Source organism: Acetobacter sp. A11-2 (assembly GCF_040208445.1).
In the GTDB taxonomy this organism is placed as follows: Bacteria; Pseudomonadota; Alphaproteobacteria; order Acetobacterales; family Acetobacteraceae; genus Acetobacter; species Acetobacter oryzoeni.
Map to the genome: position 1 here is coordinate 2,598,132 of NZ_CP157843.1, position 18,234 is coordinate 2,616,365.

Consider the following 18,234-nt stretch of genomic DNA (forward strand, 5'->3'; position numbering starts at 1 on the left):
TTACTGCCCCAATTGCGGCAAAGGCAACTTTTTAACCAAGGCAGAAAGTTTATGCCGCCGGAGTTCAGACCGGGCACGTGCATCTTCTGTCATGTAATTTAACTGGATGGTATAGCGCTGCCCCACAAACTGCTTATGCCCATGCCATGTGGTTGGACCATTGGGGAAAACCAGCAAGGTGCCATCTACAGGTGGCACTTCCTTGGCGTAATCCTCAATATCATGCGGGCCACGCAAAAGGCGCAAACAGCCTTCCTGCCGCTCCCATGCCTCACCGGCCCCAGATGGGTTAAGGTACAGCAAAATGGTTACGCGTTTGGCCAATGAATCTGTGTGGATGCGCCCATCTTTTTCACGCGTACGCCCACGAATGGTGAGCATGGAAGGCGCATGATCGAGATTGAGATGAAATTTTTCCGCAACAATCGCCTTTAAACGCGGGCCTTCCAGTTCTTCCACCAGATGTTGCATAAGAGAAGAGAGCTGCAAGGACTCTGGCGGGAAAGATCCGCCAGACACAATATGCGGCCGATGCGCAAACAAACGCCCCAAATCTTCTGACCGGATAAAATGCGGCACCACCACATGCGGGAAAGGATCTGGCGCAACAGGCGCTTGCTCCAGTGCTGTATAATCCGGCTGGATAAAAGTATCTGACGTTGTCATGCCGTAATGTCCGCACAAATAAGGGTTTGCTCTGCGGACGGTAGAAGGGATAAGCGGCAGAAACAAGGCCTGCCCGAACGCTTACGGTGTTTCGCTATAATTTTGGCCGATATCTGCCGTCTTTCTTTAGGTTAGCGCTTTTTTCGTCTGGCTGCCGGGTCATACCCACCCCCACCTGGCCCCAATGGCCGTGGCACCTTGTCTTTTTTGGGTTTACGGCCACTTGTCTGCGCTTTCCCTGCGGTTGAAGCCGCTACCGGGGGCGGTTCCAACCCAAGCTGCAAGGCTTCCAGCCGCTGAATTTCATCTCGCAGGCGGGCAGCAGTTTCAAACTCCAACTCTGCTGCTGCGGAGCGCATACGCTTTTCCAACCCGGCGATGGCCGCGCCCAAATCCTGCCCCACAAACTCTGCAACGCCGGTATCTTCATCCGGCGCGATGGTGACGTAATCCTGCTCAAACACAGAAGAGACAATATCACTGATATTCTTGCGCACGCTTTGTGGCGTAATGCCGTGCTCTGTGTTCCACGCCATCTGTTTTTCACGCCTGCGGGCTGTTTCCTCTACAGCGTATGTCAGGGAATCCGTCATTTTATCTGCATAAAGCAGAACCCGGCCCTCTACATTTCGGGCCGCACGGCCAATGGTCTGGATAAGAGAGGTGCGCGAACGCAAGAACCCTTCCTTATCTGCATCCAGAATAGCAACCAGCGAACATTCTGGAATATCCAAGCCTTCTCGCAGCAAGTTAATACCAATAAGCACATCAAATGCGCCCATGCGCAGGTCTCGGATAATTTCTATCCGTTCCAGTGTATCTACATCGGAATGCAGATATCTTACCCGAATACCGGCTTCGTTCATGTAATCGGTTAAGTCTTCCGCCATGCGTTTGGTCAGCGTTGTTACCAACACGCGCCCACCCTTGCCAATGGTGGTGCGACATTCTGCCAACAGATCATCTACCTGATGCTCAACAGGCCGGATAATTGTAATGGGGTCCACCAACCCGGTGGGGCGAATAACCTGCTCAGCAAACACGCCGCCTGTGCGCTCCATTTCCCACGGACCCGGCGTGGCACTTACAAAAATGCTTTGTGGGCGAAACTTATCCCACTCCGCAAAATTCAAAGGCCGGTTATCCAGACAGGAAGGAAGCCGAAACCCAAACTCCGCCAGAACGGATTTGCGCGCATGGTCTCCTCGTTCCATGCCACCAATCTGCGGCACGGTTACGTGGCTTTCATCTACAATCAACAGCGCATCTTCAGGCAGATATTCAAACAGGGTTGGTGGTGGATCCCCCGGTTTGCGGCCTGAAAGATAGCGGGAATAGTTTTCGATCCCCTTACACACACCTGTTGTTTCTAGCATTTCCAGATCAAAGGTGGTGCGTTGGTCCAGCCGTTCTGCTTCCAGCAGCTTGCCAGCCTTTGTAAACACATCAAGCTGTTCGCGCAGTTCCTGCTTGATGCCTTTAATGGCCTGATTCAACGTAGGGCGTGGGGTTACGTAATGGCTGTTTGCGTAAATAGTAATTTCCTGCAGATCAGCCGTTTTTTCACCTGTCAGGGGATCAAACTCTATCAGCCCGTCAACCTCATCCCCAAACAGGGAAACACGCCAGGCTCTATCCTCATTCTGCACGGGAAAGATATCTATTGTTTCACCACGCACGCGGAAAGTGCCTCGCGCAAATGCAGCATCATTCCGACGGTACTGGAGTTCAACAAGGCTTTTTATCAACTTATCCCGGTCTATCTCTCCGCCCAGTTCCAGCTTCACCACCATGCGGGAATAGGTTTCTACAGATCCGATACCGTAAATACAGGAAACAGAGGCCACAATAATAACATCGTTCCGCTCCAGCAGCGCCTGTGTGGCGGCATGGCGCATACGGTCAATCTGTTCGTTTATCTGGCTGTCTTTTTCAATATACGTATCAGAACGTGGCACATAGGCTTCTGGCTGATAGTAATCGTAATAGCTGACAAAGTATTCAACTGCGTTATTGGGGAAAAATTGCTTCATTTCCCCATAAAGCTGGGCTGCCAATGTTTTGTTGGGTGCTAAAATAAGCGTAGGCTTTTGTGTGGCCTCAATAATTTTGGCCATGGAAAAGGTTTTGCCAGAACCCGTAACCCCCAGCAGAACCTGATCGCGTTCTCCAGCTTCTACCCCTGCCACCAGTTCACTGATAGCCTGCGGCTGATCCCCCGCCGGTTCGTATTCCGATACCACTTCCATGCGCTTGAGGCGTGGACGCGGAGCCTGCTTTTCCGGCTCGAACAGAACTGGGGGAAGGCTAGCGGCGCGCTCGCTTAATGAAGGGCGCTTTTTACCACGTGCCGCAGAGGAAGAAGTTTTGGAAGCCATTGCCCAAACATGGGCTGCCACAGCGCCTTGCGCAAGATATGAAAGCGCCCAGACCGCTACAAAACCGCCTTAACGCACTACATGGAACAAAATGCGGGACAACGGGGTATGAGAAAGCACAATCACCACCAGCCCCAGCCCAATACCCACACGCCCGCCAATATAGGTGCATGCCTGAGAAAGTTCATCTCGGCTGGCCATATCCATAAACGGATCCAGCCCTTTATAATCAGCCAGTGCGCGCATACTCCGATAACGCGAAAGCGCATCTGCCCCTAATCCGGCACGGCTAAACTGCTGGGCGCTATAGTTATCCAAGTCTTCTTTACGAAATTGAATGGCCCCTGCCCGATGAGAAACAGATTTAGGCCCACGCCCAAACATTTCAAGAAATCTGAGCCTACGGGTAGGAATACCCAAATATTCCGCAGCCTCTACACGCCCCAACACCTGCTGAAGCGGAAACATACAGACTGTCGCCTGCTCAGGCTCAGCCTGATAAGGAGGATGCGGCTCTTTCATAACTTAATAGAGTGCGAAAAAAGCCGCATCTGAGTCAATGCGTATGGGCCACCGCCAGCCTTGCGGCGAGAACAGGGCTGGAGAAGCCAGCCCTGCACCTGTTACGCCGAATTAGGCCCGCAGTGGAGGAGCCATAAACTCTGGGCCTACCGGATCTTTGATATCCTTCGCCAAAATGGCATCAATAGCTTTCATGTCTTCTGCATCCAGCTTCCAGCCAAAGGCATCATCCACGCCTGCAATCTGTTCTGGCTTACGCGCACCCCACAACGCAATAGTTGGACCACGATCCAACACCCAGCGGATAGCCAGAGCCAACATGCTTTTGCCGTACTTGTTGGCAATGGCTTTAAGATCTTCCACCGCCTGCAAATACTGCCCAAAACGCGGCTGCTGGAACTTGGGGTCTGTTTTGCGCAGATCATCTCCTTCAAACTTCCGGTCTGCCGTCATGCGGCCAGAAAGCAGGCCACGACACAGCGGGCCATACGCCAGCACAACCAGATTGTTCTTTTCTGCATACGGCAGAACATCGCGCTCTATTTCACGCTCAAACAGGTTGTATGGCGGCTGCACGGCAGAAACAGGGGCAAACTTGCGGAATTCATCCATCTGCGCAGGTGAGAAATTGCTCAGCCCCAAGGCTTTAACCTTGCCGCTTTTCACCAGATTTTCCAGAGCACGGGCTGTTTCTTCAAACGGCGTGCGCGTATCGGGCCAATGAACCTGATACAGATCAATATAATCTGTGCGCAAACGGCTTAAAGATTTTTCAACTTCTTCTTCAATCCGTGCTGGCCGACTATCCCTGAAAACCTTGCCGTCCTGCCAGTTCAGGCCAACCTTGGTGGCCAGAATAACGCGGCCACGTCGGCCCTCCAAAGCCTTACCAATAACTTCTTCAGAATGCCCAAATCCATAGACTGGTGCTGTATCAATCATATTGATACCAAGCTCCAGAGCTTCATCTATCGTCTTACTGGCGTTTGCATCATCTGCACCACCCCACATGGAACCACCAATGGCCCACGTACCTAACGCAATGCGAGAAGCAGGTTTGGCTATACCCGGAATGGCAATTGTATCTGCCGACATAAGATGCGCTCCTTGATAGCTGGTTTATATTTTCCGTGCGCAACATCCACACGGTTATGGCTGTATTTAACACGCATTTTCTGCATTGGGGCAAAGGGAAAAAACAGCCCAATCCCTTTTACGCAGATAAGGGTTGACCAGCATTCATGACCTTCTACACTTCCCGATCATGAAAACATCATGCCATTCCTGCCTCCCCCGCTCCGGTGTTCTTGCTATTGTACGCAGGCAGAATAATTTTTTGCTTGTTCGGCGCGCCAATGCACCAGATGCCGGGTTATGGGGTTTTCCCGGAGGACGGATTGAACCGGGAGAAACAATTTTCCATGCCGCAGAACGTGAATTATTAGAAGAAACATCCTTACCTGCAAAAGCAACTTCTGTAATAGATGCATTTGACAGCTTGCATTATGACACCGATGGAAAGCTGGCGTTCCATTACATCATTCTTGCCGTAAGATGTGAGGAGCACGAACACACCCAGAACCCGGTACAGGCTGGTGATGATGCCTTGGAAGCACGTTGGTTTTCCTATCAGGACATCAGCACATTAGGGGCACGTGCCAGCGCACGGCTGCATAGTCTGGCACGTCAGATTCTGCAAATGGAAGATTCCACTCACCTCATCTGACGTGCAGGTACCATTCAGGAAGTTTCTAAAATTTCCTTTATCGCTTTTACATAATTCTCTTGCGTGTTCTCTGTAGAAATCCGCTTGAGTTCACGCACATGCACTTTTTCCCACAGCTGCTTGTCTTCATACAGTCGGACAATGGCATCTGCAAAGCCCTGTGCGTCTGAGATACTGGCGCACAGCATATCTTCACCCGGCACCCATCCAACCTGCTCACACAAGATATCCGTGGCTACAATAGGAATACCATGTGCTGCGGCTTCGTGCAGTTTGTAGGGAATGCCCGCCGCATATCGGGTTGGTGCCACAAATACTCGGTGGCTATTGTAAACAGGGGTTACATCCTCTACCCGCCCCGTCACCACAACGCGTGGATTGTTAAGAAGCGGCGTAAGATCAACACGCGGGTTTACATAGCCACAAACTGTAAACTTAACATCCTCTGGCAAACGATCATCCAGCAATGGCAACACTTCTCCGCTAAACCAGGCAAGAGAATCGACATTAGGTGAATCCTGATCGTGCATAGCCCCCAGAAAAAGAATATTCCGACGTTCTTCCCATCCGGGAGACCATGTTGAAGCATTTTGCAAATGCCCAAGAACATGAACATTCGAAAAACCATGCGCATTAAGAATTTTTGAATCCTTGCTGTTCACTGCAATAATTTTTTCAGCCATGAACAGATGTCTGAATTCGTGCTTCAGAAGATCATCTACTGTGTTTTCTGGCGTTTGCCCCCGTAATTCCATTTTACGGTACTCACGCGGGGCCGATACGGCTTCAGTATCAATAATCACCATTGTGCCTGTTAGGGCATCAGCACAATCCATCAGCACTGGGGCCAGACGGTCTGCATTATGCGTGCGTGCAATCCAGATAGCATCGTAATATCCGGCGCGGGATTTAATAAAATCTTCCAGTTCTGGCAGCTCCCTATCCCAGATCACCTCTGTCTGATCGGGAAAAGCCATGCAGATATCTTCCTGAGATTCTGTGGGTCTAAACACCGGATACACCGTTACCTGGCATCCTGCAGCAATCATGCTGCGCACAATATCATTTGAACGCGTAAAGCCTGACCCCAAAAACCGATAGGGCAATCTGTCTTCAATAAATAAAACGCGTTTCTGATCCTGCCTGCTGAAACGGGCCTTTATCAGCATTCTTGGGTTGTTCAGGCTTTTCTGGCGCAAATATGCTGTATGCTTACGCCGAAATACATCCTGATTGCGCGCTATCATGGAAGCACCGCTCATAAAACTGGATGTACCGTATTCATAATGCACCACAACCACCGAAGGGTCGTACACAACATCAAACCCAGCTTCATGAATACGCAGGCACAGATCTGTTTCTTCAAAATACGCTGGGGCATAATCTGTATCAAAGCCACCTAGCTGACGCAGCAAAGACGTACGCACCATCAAAAACGCACCGGCGCAATAATCTACGGATCTTACAAAGTTAGCTTCTGGCACATCTGGCCGCTGGTCACGCAGATAACCGCACACAGAACCATCGCGCCAGACAATACTCCCCGCTTCCTGCAACAAGCCATTGGTGCGTACAAGTTTGCCACCCACGGCCCCTATTTTCATTTTGTAGCGTAGCCGTGCCAAGGCATTGCCAATGGCTTCTGGCATCAACTCTGTATCGTTATTCAGATAAAGCGTGAATGGGCCACGCACTTTTTCCAATGCGGCATTGCAACTCAACAAGAAACCAACATTGCCTGGAAAACGTACAACATCCAAACCACGCACATAACGTTCAATATGGCGCACGCCATCTGTAGAACCAGAGTCCACCACAATAACCTGCATTTGGCCATTATAGTTGGCTCGTAACGATGCCAATGCGCTCATGGTCATGGCAAACAGATTATGCGCTACAATAATAACGCTTAAATCTGGCGCATCGTATGTGAAATCCAATGTCTGATTCAAAAGAACAGGCAACCGAATTTGACACATTTCATGATAGAGCTTTTTGGAAAGAGCTTCGCTTTCCTTCAGCCCTGCCACATCATCTTCTAACCTGCCGTTATGGGCAATATAGTGCGCGAATGCATCTGGGAAATCACCCCGGGTAACTTCCTTTTGCACAACCGCATTACGGTAGTAGCCTTCCAAATCAACATTGGCGCTTGGTTTACGCAGTTCATGCACGCCATAGCGTAAAAAATGTTCATAAAAATTACGGAAGTTTCCGCTTTCAACCGCACCACTTACATCATGGTTAACGCTGCCATAAAACTCTTCCGAAAAGTACGCGTTCGGATTGTAATCTGTTGGTGTAGAATTAGACAGATAATGGTGCAGGGCAGAAAGCCAACGCCCTGAATCCAGTTCCTTCCTGACATGTGGGTAGGTTTCCAGATACCATTCAGGGTCAAAATACCAGGACAGACGGTGCCCATATCCCTGCTCAGGTTCCAGATTACGTACGCATTGTGCAAAAGCACCCAAGCCTTCAATACGTGCATGGCCGCTTTTGAGATACGCTGTTGGGTTAAAAAACCATGACCCCGTCAAAAACTGCTCATCACCCACATTTAGGTAATGATCATAAAGATTTCGAAATCCGGCGTCTTCCAATACCGCAGGTTGAAGAGCTGGCTGCTGTTTGAAATAAAATTCACGATCAAAAAGCCAGTGTGGATTATGGGAAGAAGAACCCGTGCGGCAATAATGGTCAAACCCAGATTGCCATTCACCTTTGCTTACGGCATCTGCAACAGCAGGATAACGCCGCAAATACCAATCTTCATCAAAATATGGATTGGGAGAATGGCGGAGCGCAGGCCCCTTTTCCCTATAAAATGCCTCTAATGCCTCTGCACCTTCAATACCGAGAAATTTCAGAACATCTTCATATTTTTCTGCGTACCATGTTGCGTCAAATACGCTCCAATCGATTTTTTTAATATTACCGCTTAAAGACATAGAGATATCCTGACATTTCATTCAGGCACACAGTATAAGATTTATACGTGGTGCTTCAACCGCTACAATACGGCAACGAAGTGACCACGCCTGCAACAATAAAAACCTAACACTTAAATTGTAATATTTAATGGAAAATACGACGCGTTACACGCTCCAGCTTTTTACGCCAGACCATAAAAATCCATAACACGGCAGCAGCATACAGGCCGCCCATTGCCGCCATGGAAACCGGAACCCCCGGCACCAGATACGTAGCTGCATCACAGGGTTTGGAAGGCAGCAAAGGCATGGATGCCAGACGCTCCGCCATAGTGTACCCAGATATATGCGGCGCATGGCATGCAGGCAGTGGGCTTGGCCACCATTGCCACTCCACCCCTACATGGCAGATAGAAAGCCCGATATCTGCCACCATAAAAGGCACTGTTAACCACAAAAGCTGCCGTGTCACTTTATCTGGCAACACAGCAGCCACAATGGCTGTACCAAGCAGCAGGCGCCACGGCCAACGCTCCCACAGGCACAACTCGCACGGCATAATTTGCAAAACATGTTGGGTGTACCACACCACCCCCAGCGCCAATAATGCTGCACCTGCCAAAAATAGCGCCAGTGGCCGAGATGCGTGGCTCCCCCTCATTCAGACCGCACCTCTGCCAATGCCGTAATAAAAGAACGCGCCCAACTGCCAGCCGTAACACGCCAGACATCTGGCTTCAGCCGTTTCCACCGCACCTGTCTTTCTGAAAGAGACATGCTGAGTGATTTATGCAAGGCATCTGCCACTTCATCTGCATCATGCGGGTTTACCAAAAGCGCATCTTCCATTTCTGGCGCAGCACCAGCAAAACGGGAGAGAATAAGCACGCCGGGATCTTCCTCATCCTGAGCAGCGACATATTCCTTGGCAACCAGATTCATACCATCCCGCAAGGGCGTTACCAACGCTGCGCGAGAAAGGCGGAAAAACGGTGCCAACAGCTCACGCGGGACAGGGTGCGTAAGGTAGCGGATAGGCACCCAGTCAAAATCTCCATACGTGCCGTTAATATGGCCAACCACACCATCCAGTTCTTCACGCAGCATCTTGTATTCTGGCACACTGCCACGAGAAACCGGGGTGATCTGAAGGTAAATAACCTTCCCGCGATATTCTGGATATTTGCGCAAGAACGTTTCATACGCCCGAAAACGCTCTGGCAGCCCCTTGGAATAATCCATACGGTCCACGCCGATAATCAACGGCAGACCGCGCAGGCTTTTTTCAAGCTTCTGCACCTCCGGGTTATCCAAACCAGAAGAAGCCTGCTTCTGAAAACTTTCGGGGTCTATTCCAATAGGGAATACCCGTGCCTGCGCAGGCACACCCACAACGGAAAAGCCTTCGTTCACATTCCGGGCATCGTCTTCTGTCTGCACACCCATCACATCATAGGCACGCAAAGACCGCATAAGCTTTTCTGCACCCGGCAAGGCCCGCATCAAACTCCATGGTGGAAACGGAATGTGCAGGAAAAAGCCGATACGGCATTTTATGCCTAATTCACGCAGCGCAAGCCCAAGTGGAAATAGATGGTAATCATGCACCCATATCAAATCATCAGATTTCAATAAGGGAGCAAGTTTCTGCGCAAACATGGTGTTTACGGCATGATATGTATGCCTATCCTGCCGGCTATAATTCATTAACCCGGCGCGATAATGGCAAAGTGGCCAGAGGATTCCGTTGGAATACCCTTCGTAAAATCCATTATATTCAGACTGGGTGAGATCTACGGTGGCGTAGGTTACATTCTCCACCGTGTCTATGCTAACGCGCCGATCTTCCCCTTCATCATCTGGGATTTGTTGGCCGGACCACCCAAACCACAGGCATTCCTGCCCTTGCACGGCATCACGCAGGGCAACAGCCAGCCCTCCAGCAGGTTGAGCTCGGTCGCGCACAGCCGGAACGCGATTGGAAACAATAACAAGACGCCCCATCCCTTATCGGCTCCCGCCTGTAAGGGAGGCCAGCCAGGCCCGAAAAATAGAAGGTGTTGGAAAATCAGATGGAATACGCAGCCCCACGCCCCCCATTCTGCGTACAGCGGCTATGGCATCTTCATCCGTTACGTCATCCCCTACAAACACAGGCTTTCTGCCCGTAAAGGGTGGACTTTCCATTAACAGGGAAACGGCATAGCCCTTATCAATTCCGGCAGGGCGAATTTCCCACGCCATTTTGGCCGGCAAAAGCAAGAATGTGCCTTTAGATTGCTTAACCCATTCATCCGCTGCCTGACGCAATGTTTCTGCAGCTTCTGGTGCGGCACGGTAATGCAGAACAAAACCGCCTTCTTTATGCTCTAATCGTGTGCCCGGCAGTGTTGCCAGCAGATCTCGCGCTTGAGCCAGCCATTCAGGCGGGAGAGTAGGTAATGCTGCGCGTTCAATAGGGCCACCGGGGCGATGCCGAATGGCCACCCCATGCTCACCCGCAACGGCAAAAGGCACATCGCCCAGAAAATGATCAATCTGATCAATCGGGCGGCCAGAAACAACGGCCAGGGCATCTCCACATGCTTCACGCAGGCGGCGCAGGCTATCAAGAAGCCCGTTTGGCACCACAACAGATTCTGGTGTGGGAGCAATATCAACCAGAGTACCGTCAAAATCGAGCAGAAAGGCAGTTTCATTCAACGGGGGTAGATGAAAACGGAAATCCTGCGCACCGAGAGAACCTAGCACGTTTGCACCTCAATTCTTGTTGTGATGGCCGGCCCTGATGACAAGACTGCTAGGCACTTGCAGCCAGACCACGATATTTTAACACGTTGCCGAACACCCCCTGCTTCGACAACCACCGATCTTACAGACCTGCCGCGCGGAACCGGCACAAAACTGAAACGGTTCCTTACCCAACGCTAATAAACGCCACCGGTTTCTTGCTTGTCTGGTATGGCATCGGGAATATCCGGGTTGCCTGCATGGTTGGAAGATGGATTATCACCCGTAGGTGCTGGGGCTGTGTCCGAACCAGATGTAGGCGGCGCAGCAGGTGCAACAGGCTTAGGCAATGGGGGTAACATAGGCTCTGTATCCGCCCCTTCGCACCGCACCATCCGCACATCGTAAACAGGGCTTTCAAACACGCCTAATGCAGGCTCTGCTGCCAGCATCCAACCTTGAAAAGTAGCTCCGTTGGGATGTTTATCCTGCAAAGCCAGCCATGCTGCGGCATCGGGCGAAAGTGTAGGGGGACGTTGCAGACAACGTGAGGGCGTAATGTCCAAACTTTTATAATGCGCCGTTGTACCGACTGGCACAGAAAGAACTTCCACATGGGCATCCAGCCTGTCTAGCACCCTGACAACCGCTGTATTTTTACCTTGCCACGTATCAGGTGCGTAAACTGCCGGAGGTGCCAGAGCCGTACCAGCAGCCTGCGCCAGCATAGGCATTGCAGCCAGAACAACTCCACAGGCCACGGCTTTAGGTGCTGTGCGCCTCATACTGCCTGCCCTCCGTTTTTAGGAGAAGCAAGGCTATCAACCATATCTTTCAAACGCGCCCGCATAAACTGCTCACTCACCCCCATCAGCATGGCATCCTCAAACGCATCGCGCACAATGTCCTGCACTTCCTGCCAGTTTTCTTCCAGAACACGCAGTTTTTCATGGCAGGTTATGGGGTCTCCATCATCCTGTGGCCAGAAGCGTGGCTTTTCCATGCTGTTTGTTTCCCGGCTTCAATCTTGAATTAACGGATTTTTATGTCTGTTTCAGGGCAGATCATTCCCGCCCGTGCCACCACCATTTGCAGGTGCTGCCTTGTTGGCACGTGTGAGGGTATCCGTAACCGAGAAAATAAACTTGCTGAGCAACTGCTCCAGACTGATGGAGCCCTGTGTCTGCCCAACTGTTTCACCGGGTTTGAGGGTTTTGTCATCCCCACCGGGGGAGAGGGCAATATACTTGCCACCCAGCAGGCTATCACTGGTGATAATGGCTGCCGTATCATCTGAAAGATGAATATCGGGCCGCACAGTGAAGGTGACATGCGCCTTAAAGGTGTGCGGATCTACAGTTTCACGCACCACCTGCCCGACTGTCACGCCTGCCAACCGCACATCAGAGCCAATATCCAGCCCATCTATGTGCGTAAAATCAGCATTAAGCTGGTAACCGGTTGTGTCTGTCTTGCGGCCTTCGCCCACCACGGCAGCCACCAGCATGCCGCCAATAGCCACCAACACAAAAGTGCCTGTAAGCAGTTCTGTAAGACTACGCCGAGATTTTTCTGCCATTGCTGAAGCCATAAGCCGCATCGCACTCCCTGTATTGCCTGTTCGGTTTAGCAGGAAATGCGCAGCAGATCACGCATCAGGTGTCCATGCCTCGTAATCTCCCGTTGCAGGAGGGTGCTGGCCGGTGGAATACAGGCTTCCCGGTGGCCTGTAAGCTTGTGCCGTACCTGTCATATTTGGCTTATGCGGAAGCTGCCACGGCTTGCGTTCTTCTGCCGGAATAGGCGCATCCAGCGTGTGGTGCAGCCACCCCCACCATTCTGGCGGCACGGCAGAAGGATCTTCCCCTTTCAGGTAGATCACCCAGCGTTCGGGCCGTTCCACCCCACCACCCTGACGGGCCCGGCCTGTTGATTCGTAATAGCAGCGGCCATCGGCATCCTTGCCAACCAGCCGCCCCTTCCGGCGCGTATGCAGCCATGTTCCAAAGTTTGCCATGTTGTGGATGATAGGACTCCGCACCATGCCCGGTCCATGAAATATGCACGTGTTTCCGATCAACTGCGCTCGAGCAGCCGGTATTGGGGCGGGAAACGCAACCTCACAAAAAGTTATCCCCCATATCCTCATTATGCAGAGTGTTAACTGCCTTTTGGCAGCACGATTCCGGGTTCCGACGCGATAGGCGGAAACGATAAACTGCCCGCATGAACGCAACAGCCAGACGCCACTGGAATGGCGTGCTGATGAGCACGCTAGAGGCCGCAGCAGACCCGGACGCTCCCCTTCGCTCCGTTACGCTGCCCGCAGAATGGGATACAGATGCCGCAACGGCATTGGCCCAGCTTGTACCAGGAGATGAAGCGCTGGATCTGCCCAGCCTTGCCTCCCGCTGGATTGATGCGCTGGCACCAGATGATGCCACGGCCCGATCTTTGGTGTGGATGCTGCTTACGCGGCAGGCCGCCCCAACAGAAGCCGTATGGCATTGCCGTTTTGACCGCCCGCCGGGCTTTATTGTTAATCTGGCGGCCTTTGTTTCCCCCGGTGAAGGGTTTGCTGCGCGCACGTTTGTTGCGGCTCTGCGGCTGATCTGTTCCGTATTGCGCCATGCCGCCAGCACACTGGCCAGCCAGCGCAATGGGGAACTGCCGCTGCCAGATTTATTTGCACCAGAACAAACAGAAGCAGCCCCCACTGCACCTGCCGATACGCTTGCCCCCACCCCTTTGGCTGGTGATATTCTGCTAACCAATCTGGACGCATGCCTTGCAGGCGTTGGGCTGGATTATGATAGCGAAGATGGCCGTGCTGCCGCATGCGCCATAGCTGCGCTGGCCACCCTGACAGCCCATGCTGGCCGTGGGCCAGAATCTCTTCCGCTGCCACCAGTGCGCACCGTTCTGCCCGGATTGGGGGAAACCCTCCGCGCTGTCTGGAACGAAGCAGCAGTGGAAACAGAAACGCCGTTGGCCCCGATTGAAACCGGCTTTTCTGCCTCCAACCCGATAGACGGGCTTTTGGGGGTAGAAGCCTGCGGGCTGGCTCCGGCTTTTTCCATGTTGCGGCCAGATGGCAAACTTTCCAGAAGCGCTTTGCTGCGGTTGGAAGCACGCGGCTTTACGGTTGAAACCGCTTTGGCTGCGGCGCTGGCGGGTGAAACTGTTTTACCCCAACCCGGCCCTAACGCGCATTTGGCCATGTATCGCGCTCTGACTGGCTTTGTAGACCGCATGCCCGCACGGCCAGAAGTGCAGAACCAGCCAATCCGCAACAAGCTGGAACGTGGCATACGCCGCACTTTGCCCCCTCGGCACGGCGGCTTTACGCAAAAAACCACTATTGGTGGCCACCGGCTGTTCCTGCGCACGGGGGAATATGAAGATGGCACGCTGGGTGAACTCGCCCTGACCCCCACGCGGGAAAGCGGCATGGTGCGCGGGCTGATGGAAAGCCTGGGTGAAGCCGTGAGCATTGGCCTGCAATACGGGGCCCCGCTGGAAGCCTTTGTGGAAAACTTTGCCTACACCTGTTTTGGGCCGGCTGGCACGGTGGAGGGAGACCCGGTTGCCTCCTACGCCACATCCATGTTGGATTACGCCTTCCGCGCCTTATCAGACACGTATCTGGGTGTGCGGCTGCCAGATGGCCCGCACCAAGATGCACAATCTGACCCCGACCCGCTTCTGCCGCTGGACCTGCCAGAAGCAGATGATACGCCCCCCACCGGGCGCAAGCGCCGTAATCTGCGGCTTGTCTGCTAAAGGCATACGGTCCATTCTGCTGGGCAAGAGGCAAGTTTCTGCTTCTTGCCCAGCTTTTTAACACAAGGAATACAGCGTGATGAGCACTCCTGAATCCCGTCTGGCTGAACTTGGTATCGAACTGCCTACACCTGCTGCACCTGTTGCCAACTATGTAGCCTGCGTTCAAACAGGTTCTCTTCTAGTGGTTTCCGGCCAGTTGCCACTTAAAGATGGCAAGCTGTTTGCTACCGGCAAGCTGGGGGATGCCGTTTCTGTTGAAACAGCGGTTGAAGCTGCGCGTTACAGCATGATCAATGTGATCGCACAGGTGCGCGCCGCTGTGGGCGATCTTTCCCGCGTAAAACGCGTGGTGCGTCTGGGTGGCTTTATTGCCTGCACGCCAGAGTTCACCTCACACGCAGCCGCCATGAATGGGGCATCTGATCTGGCCGTTGCCGTATTTGGTGATGCCGGGCGCCATGCGCGCTCCACCGTTGGCGTGCCCTCCCTGCCGCTGGATGCCCCGGTTGAAGTAGAAGGGCTGTTCGAAATCGGCTGAGATTGCAGGAAAGACAGACATGGCTGACTGGTCCGTATCTCTGCACAACAGTATTCACGCCATTCCGGCAACGGAGTGGGATGCCTGTGCGGGGGCGGATAACCCATTTGTCAGCCATGCTTTTCTTTCTGCATTAGAAGACAGCGGTTCCGTACGCAAAGAAACAGGCTGGCTGCCACAGCATGTCAGCCTGCACGCGCCAGATGGGCAACTGGCCGCCACTTGCCCTGCCTATATTAAAGGCCATTCATGGGGTGAGTATGTATTCGACCAAGGGTGGGCGCGCGCCTTTGAAGCCGCTGGTGGGCGCTATTACCCCAAACTGCAAATTGCCGTCCCCTTTACCCCAGCACCGGGCCCGCGCCTTTTAACGCACCCCGATGCACCGGCAGAAACCCAAAAAGTTATGGCGGATGCCCTACGCCAGATCTGCCATGATACGGGGCTTTCCTCCGCCCATGTAACATTCTGCACCGAGCAGGAAAGCAATGTTCTGGCTGAACGAGGGTGGCTCCCGCGCCTTGGCTTACAGTATCACTGGCACAATCAGAATTACGCCTGTTTTGATGATTTTCTGGAAACACTTTCATCACGCAAGCGCAAAGCCATCCGGCGAGAGCGGCGTGATGCCAATGCCGCTGGCCTGAGCTTTCATACCCTGCGCGGGTCAGACATTACGCCGGAAGACTGGCAAGCCTTTTACACGTTTTACCAGAACACGATTGATAAAAAGTGGGGCAACGCCTACCTGACGCCAGATTTTTTCCCGCTACTTTCTGAACGCCTACAAGACCGCGTTGTGCTGATGACAGCACGGCATGAAGGCACACCCGTTGCCGCTGCCCTCAACCTTTTGGGAAGCGATACATTGTATGGCCGCAACTGGGGCTGTGTTGGCAACTGGCCATTTTTGCATTTTGAGCTGTGCTATTACCGCGCCATAGATTTTGCCATTGCCCACGGCCTCAAACGGGTAGAAGCCGGAGCGCAGGGTGAACATAAAATCCAGCGCGGTTATTTGCCTGCTCTCACACATTCTGCCCATTGGCTGGAAAACCCCTCTCTTCGCAATGGTGTTGGGGCTTTCCTTCAGGCAGAACGCCCCGCCATATTGGCGGAAGCCGAGGCCCTTAACGTGCTTTCTCCCTATCGGCAGAGTGAAACATGACCTGAAATTTCTTGCGCATACCGGGCATATACGGGTGAAAACGTTGTCGTTTGGCGTTTTTTTGCGTATGCCCCGGCTTGAAACCCCACACGCTTCTGCATGATCAACTGGCAGCTCCATGACCAACGCATCTTCATCCTCCCTTCCCTCCGATCATCAGGCTTCCCTGATTGATGGCAAAGGCTTTGCCGCCAAAATGCGTCAGCATATCCGTGAGGATGTTCTGGCGTTTCACGAGAAACATGGCGTAACGCCCGGTCTGGCCGTTATTCTTGTTGGGAATGATCCTGCCAGCGAAGTGTATGTGCGCAACAAGGCGGTGCAGACCCATCATGCCGGCATGCGCTCCTTCATGCATATGTTGCCCGAAAACACATCGGAAGCCGAACTTCTGGCGCTGATAGACCGCCTGAACAAAGACCCCGAAATTCATGGCATTCTGGTGCAGCTTCCCCTGCCAAACGGGCTGGATGGCCGCCGCGTAACCAATGCCATTCTGCCTGAAAAGGATGTGGATGGTCTGGGTGAAATCAACGCTGGCCGTTTGGCTGTGGGCCTACCCTCGCTCATTCCCTGCACGCCGCTGGGCTGCCTGCTACTGCTGCGTGACCAGTTGGGGGATATGAAAGGCCAGCACGCCGTGGTTATCGGGGCTTCCAACCTTGTGGGCAAACCTATGGCCCTGCTGCTGCTGGCAGAAGGCTGCACGGTTTCTATTGCGCATATTCACACGCGCGATACGGCAGCTCTTGCACGGCAAGCCGATATTCTGGTTGTGGCCACGGGTTGCCGTGAACTGGTGCGTGGAGACTGGATTAAACCCGGCGCCACCGTAATTGACGTTGGTATCACCCGTATCAAAACCGATGATGGCAAAACCCGCCTTGTGGGTGACGTTGCATTTGATGAAGCTGTTAAAGTAGCTGGCCGCATTACACCTGTTCCCGGTGGTGTTGGCCCCATGACCATTGCCTGCCTGCTGAAAAACACACTCACCGCAGCCAAATTGCAGCTTGAGGGGAGCGCAGAATGAGCCTTTCCCGCCTTTCGGTTGAGCTAATCCCACGTTCTGCTGAGGCTCTGGCAACAGATGTGGCTACAGTTAAAGCCACATTTTCCGTTGCAGATACGCTGAACATTCCTGACCTGATGCGCTTTCCCCTCCGCAGTTGGGATGCCGCGGCACTTGTACGCCCACAGTTTGGAAATGTTATTCCACACATCCGGGCCATAGATATTGCACCAGATGCCCCCCTACCCGGGGCGGACCAACCGGGGTTGGAAGAGATTCTGGTTGTGCATGGTGACCCTCCGGCAGATCTCAGCCACCGCACATACCCCAACAGCACGGAAAGCATTATCCGCCGCTACCGGCGTGAAGCACCGCATCTGAAAGTTTATGCGGCGTTTGACCCCTACCGCCGCGCGCCGTGGAAAGAGCTGGAAGATGTGGCCCGCAAGAAAGAAGCCGGAGCCATTGGTTTTTTCACACAGCCTGTATTTGACCTAAAACTGTTTGACCTGTGCCGGGAATGGATGCAGGGCGAATGCGTGTTCTGGGGGCTTTCCCCCGTTATTGGCCCCAAATCACGCTCTTATTGGGAAACAACAAACCACATTGTTTTCCCGCGTGATTTTTCTCCTACGCTGGATGCCAATATCCAGTTTGCACAAACGGTGCTTAAGGAACTGGCTCAGGAAAAAGGTAAGGCCTACCTGATGCCGGTGCGCATCAAGCTGGAACAGTATCTTCCCCACCTGCTGGATGCCGTGGCATAAAAAGTCGT

Annotated in this window: 18 protein-coding genes; 6 read left to right on the forward strand and 12 right to left on the reverse strand. The window is 52.9% G+C overall.

Annotation, left to right across the window (positions count from 1 at the left end; all coding sequences use genetic code 11):
• The 4 genes from ABNV41_RS12720 to ABNV41_RS12735 all read right to left on the reverse strand — a co-directional run bounded on the left by ABNV41_RS12720 (nucleotide 1) and on the right by ABNV41_RS12735 (nucleotide 4,661).
• Nucleotides 1–666, reverse strand: a complete 666-nt coding sequence (locus ABNV41_RS12720; RefSeq protein WP_050819084.1) for a 2OG-Fe(II) oxygenase — start codon at nucleotides 664–666, stop codon at nucleotides 1–3.
• A gap of 131 nt (nucleotides 667–797) precedes the next feature.
• Nucleotides 798–3,044 (reverse strand): excinuclease ABC subunit UvrB, encoded by a 2,247-nt coding sequence (uvrB, locus tag ABNV41_RS12725; RefSeq protein ID WP_050819083.1) that lies wholly within the window; start codon nucleotides 3,042–3,044, stop codon nucleotides 798–800.
• Between the two features lie 69 nt (nucleotides 3,045–3,113).
• The gene (locus tag ABNV41_RS12730) at nucleotides 3,114–3,566 is read right to left on the reverse strand and encodes a hypothetical protein (RefSeq protein ID WP_050819082.1); all 453 of its coding nucleotides are present in this window, start codon (nucleotides 3,564–3,566) and stop codon (nucleotides 3,114–3,116) included.
• A 111-nt stretch (nucleotides 3,567–3,677) separates the two neighbouring features.
• Nucleotides 3,678–4,661, reverse strand: a complete 984-nt coding sequence (locus tag ABNV41_RS12735; RefSeq protein ID WP_003624799.1) for an aldo/keto reductase — start codon at nucleotides 4,659–4,661, stop codon at nucleotides 3,678–3,680.
• Nucleotides 4,662–4,794: 133 nt separating this feature from the next.
• Between ABNV41_RS12735 and ABNV41_RS12740 the strand changes: the two genes are divergently transcribed.
• A complete protein-coding gene (locus ABNV41_RS12740; protein ID WP_196332607.1) occupies nucleotides 4,795–5,292 on the forward strand; it encodes an NUDIX hydrolase in 498 nt (165 codons plus the stop codon).
• Nucleotides 5,293–5,306: 14 nt separating this feature from the next.
• Here ABNV41_RS12740 and ABNV41_RS12745 read toward each other — a convergent pair whose 3' ends face one another.
• The 8 genes from ABNV41_RS12745 to ABNV41_RS12780 all read right to left on the reverse strand — a co-directional run bounded on the left by ABNV41_RS12745 (nucleotide 5,307) and on the right by ABNV41_RS12780 (nucleotide 12,972).
• A complete protein-coding gene (locus ABNV41_RS12745; protein ID WP_349934783.1) occupies nucleotides 5,307–8,264 on the reverse strand; it encodes a glycosyltransferase in 2,958 nt (985 codons plus the stop codon).
• A 106-nt stretch (nucleotides 8,265–8,370) separates the two neighbouring features.
• Nucleotides 8,371–8,886 (reverse strand): disulfide bond formation protein B, encoded by a 516-nt coding sequence (locus ABNV41_RS12750; protein ID WP_050819079.1) that lies wholly within the window; start codon nucleotides 8,884–8,886, stop codon nucleotides 8,371–8,373.
• The gene (locus ABNV41_RS12755) at nucleotides 8,883–10,229 is read right to left on the reverse strand and encodes a trehalose-6-phosphate synthase (RefSeq protein ID WP_050819078.1); all 1,347 of its coding nucleotides are present in this window, start codon (nucleotides 10,227–10,229) and stop codon (nucleotides 8,883–8,885) included. Before ABNV41_RS12755 ends, ABNV41_RS12750 begins: the two co-directional genes overlap by 4 nt.
• Nucleotides 10,230–10,232: 3 nt before the next feature.
• Nucleotides 10,233–10,976 carry a trehalose-phosphatase gene (gene otsB, locus ABNV41_RS12760; RefSeq protein ID WP_050819077.1) on the reverse strand — a complete coding sequence of 248 codons (744 nt, stop codon included), beginning with the start codon at nucleotides 10,974–10,976 and terminating at the stop codon, nucleotides 10,233–10,235.
• 176 nt (nucleotides 10,977–11,152) lie between these two features.
• Nucleotides 11,153–11,740, reverse strand: coding sequence for a DUF2155 domain-containing protein (locus ABNV41_RS12765; RefSeq protein ID WP_050819076.1), 588 nt, complete (start codon nucleotides 11,738–11,740; stop codon nucleotides 11,153–11,155).
• Nucleotides 11,737–11,958, reverse strand: coding sequence for a hypothetical protein (locus ABNV41_RS12770; RefSeq protein ID WP_050819075.1), 222 nt, complete (start codon nucleotides 11,956–11,958; stop codon nucleotides 11,737–11,739). The genes ABNV41_RS12765 and ABNV41_RS12770 overlap by 4 nt, the downstream gene beginning before the upstream one ends.
• A gap of 51 nt (nucleotides 11,959–12,009) precedes the next feature.
• Nucleotides 12,010–12,555: an outer membrane lipid asymmetry maintenance protein MlaD gene (gene mlaD / locus ABNV41_RS12775; RefSeq protein WP_003624817.1), complete on the reverse strand. Its 546-nt coding sequence runs from the start codon at nucleotides 12,553–12,555 to the stop codon at nucleotides 12,010–12,012.
• Nucleotides 12,556–12,603: 48 nt separating this feature from the next.
• Nucleotides 12,604–12,972, reverse strand: a complete 369-nt coding sequence (locus ABNV41_RS12780; RefSeq protein WP_050819074.1) for an NADH:ubiquinone oxidoreductase subunit NDUFA12 — start codon at nucleotides 12,970–12,972, stop codon at nucleotides 12,604–12,606.
• 209 nt (nucleotides 12,973–13,181) lie between these two features.
• Between ABNV41_RS12780 and ABNV41_RS12785 the strand changes: the two genes are divergently transcribed.
• The 5 genes from ABNV41_RS12785 (at nucleotide 13,182) to ABNV41_RS12805 (ending at nucleotide 18,226) form a co-directional block, all read left to right on the forward strand.
• Nucleotides 13,182–14,738: a vitamin B12-dependent ribonucleotide reductase gene (locus ABNV41_RS12785; protein WP_050819073.1), complete on the forward strand. Its 1,557-nt coding sequence runs from the start codon at nucleotides 13,182–13,184 to the stop codon at nucleotides 14,736–14,738.
• A 76-nt stretch (nucleotides 14,739–14,814) separates the two neighbouring features.
• On the forward strand, nucleotides 14,815–15,279 hold the full coding sequence (locus ABNV41_RS12790) for a RidA family protein (protein ID WP_003624824.1): 465 nt from the start codon (nucleotides 14,815–14,817) through the stop codon (nucleotides 15,277–15,279).
• A gap of 19 nt (nucleotides 15,280–15,298) precedes the next feature.
• The gene (locus ABNV41_RS12795) at nucleotides 15,299–16,447 is read left to right on the forward strand and encodes a GNAT family N-acetyltransferase (protein ID WP_050819072.1); all 1,149 of its coding nucleotides are present in this window, start codon (nucleotides 15,299–15,301) and stop codon (nucleotides 16,445–16,447) included.
• A 118-nt stretch (nucleotides 16,448–16,565) separates the two neighbouring features.
• A complete protein-coding gene (locus tag ABNV41_RS12800; RefSeq protein ID WP_050819071.1) occupies nucleotides 16,566–17,480 on the forward strand; it encodes a bifunctional methylenetetrahydrofolate dehydrogenase/methenyltetrahydrofolate cyclohydrolase in 915 nt (304 codons plus the stop codon).
• Complete coding sequence (locus tag ABNV41_RS12805) at nucleotides 17,477–18,226, forward strand: methylenetetrahydrofolate reductase (RefSeq protein ID WP_050819070.1); 750 nt, start codon at nucleotides 17,477–17,479, stop codon at nucleotides 18,224–18,226. Before ABNV41_RS12800 ends, ABNV41_RS12805 begins: the two co-directional genes overlap by 4 nt.
• Nucleotides 18,227–18,234: the final 8 nt, after the last annotated feature.

What these genes read in the sequence shown, in the direction of transcription:
- ABNV41_RS12800 (WP_050819071.1), top strand. Translation starts at nt 16,566, where the DNA reads ATGACCAACGCATCTTCATCCTCCCTTCCCTCCGATCATCAGGCTTCC.
- mlaD (WP_003624817.1), bottom strand. Translation starts at nt 12,555, where the DNA reads ATGCGGCTTATGGCTTCAGCAATGGCAGAAAAATCTCGGCGTAGTCTT.
- ABNV41_RS12755 (WP_050819078.1), bottom strand. Translation starts at nt 10,229, where the DNA reads ATGGGGCGTCTTGTTATTGTTTCCAATCGCGTTCCGGCTGTGCGCGAC.
- ABNV41_RS12805 (WP_050819070.1), top strand. Translation starts at nt 17,477, where the DNA reads ATGAGCCTTTCCCGCCTTTCGGTTGAGCTAATCCCACGTTCTGCTGAG.
- ABNV41_RS12720 (WP_050819084.1), bottom strand. Translation starts at nt 666, where the DNA reads ATGACAACGTCAGATACTTTTATCCAGCCGGATTATACAGCACTGGAG.
- ABNV41_RS12785 (WP_050819073.1), top strand. Translation starts at nt 13,182, where the DNA reads ATGAACGCAACAGCCAGACGCCACTGGAATGGCGTGCTGATGAGCACG.
- ABNV41_RS12795 (WP_050819072.1), top strand. Translation starts at nt 15,299, where the DNA reads ATGGCTGACTGGTCCGTATCTCTGCACAACAGTATTCACGCCATTCCG.
- ABNV41_RS12780 (WP_050819074.1), bottom strand. Translation starts at nt 12,972, where the DNA reads ATGGCAAACTTTGGAACATGGCTGCATACGCGCCGGAAGGGGCGGCTG.
- ABNV41_RS12735 (WP_003624799.1), bottom strand. Translation starts at nt 4,661, where the DNA reads ATGTCGGCAGATACAATTGCCATTCCGGGTATAGCCAAACCTGCTTCT.
- ABNV41_RS12730 (WP_050819082.1), bottom strand. Translation starts at nt 3,566, where the DNA reads ATGAAAGAGCCGCATCCTCCTTATCAGGCTGAGCCTGAGCAGGCGACA.
- uvrB (WP_050819083.1), bottom strand. Translation starts at nt 3,044, where the DNA reads ATGGCTTCCAAAACTTCTTCCTCTGCGGCACGTGGTAAAAAGCGCCCT.
- ABNV41_RS12770 (WP_050819075.1), bottom strand. Translation starts at nt 11,958, where the DNA reads ATGGAAAAGCCACGCTTCTGGCCACAGGATGATGGAGACCCCATAACC.
- ABNV41_RS12765 (WP_050819076.1), bottom strand. Translation starts at nt 11,740, where the DNA reads ATGAGGCGCACAGCACCTAAAGCCGTGGCCTGTGGAGTTGTTCTGGCT.
- ABNV41_RS12750 (WP_050819079.1), bottom strand. Translation starts at nt 8,886, where the DNA reads ATGAGGGGGAGCCACGCATCTCGGCCACTGGCGCTATTTTTGGCAGGT.
- ABNV41_RS12745 (WP_349934783.1), bottom strand. Translation starts at nt 8,264, where the DNA reads ATGAAATGTCAGGATATCTCTATGTCTTTAAGCGGTAATATTAAAAAA.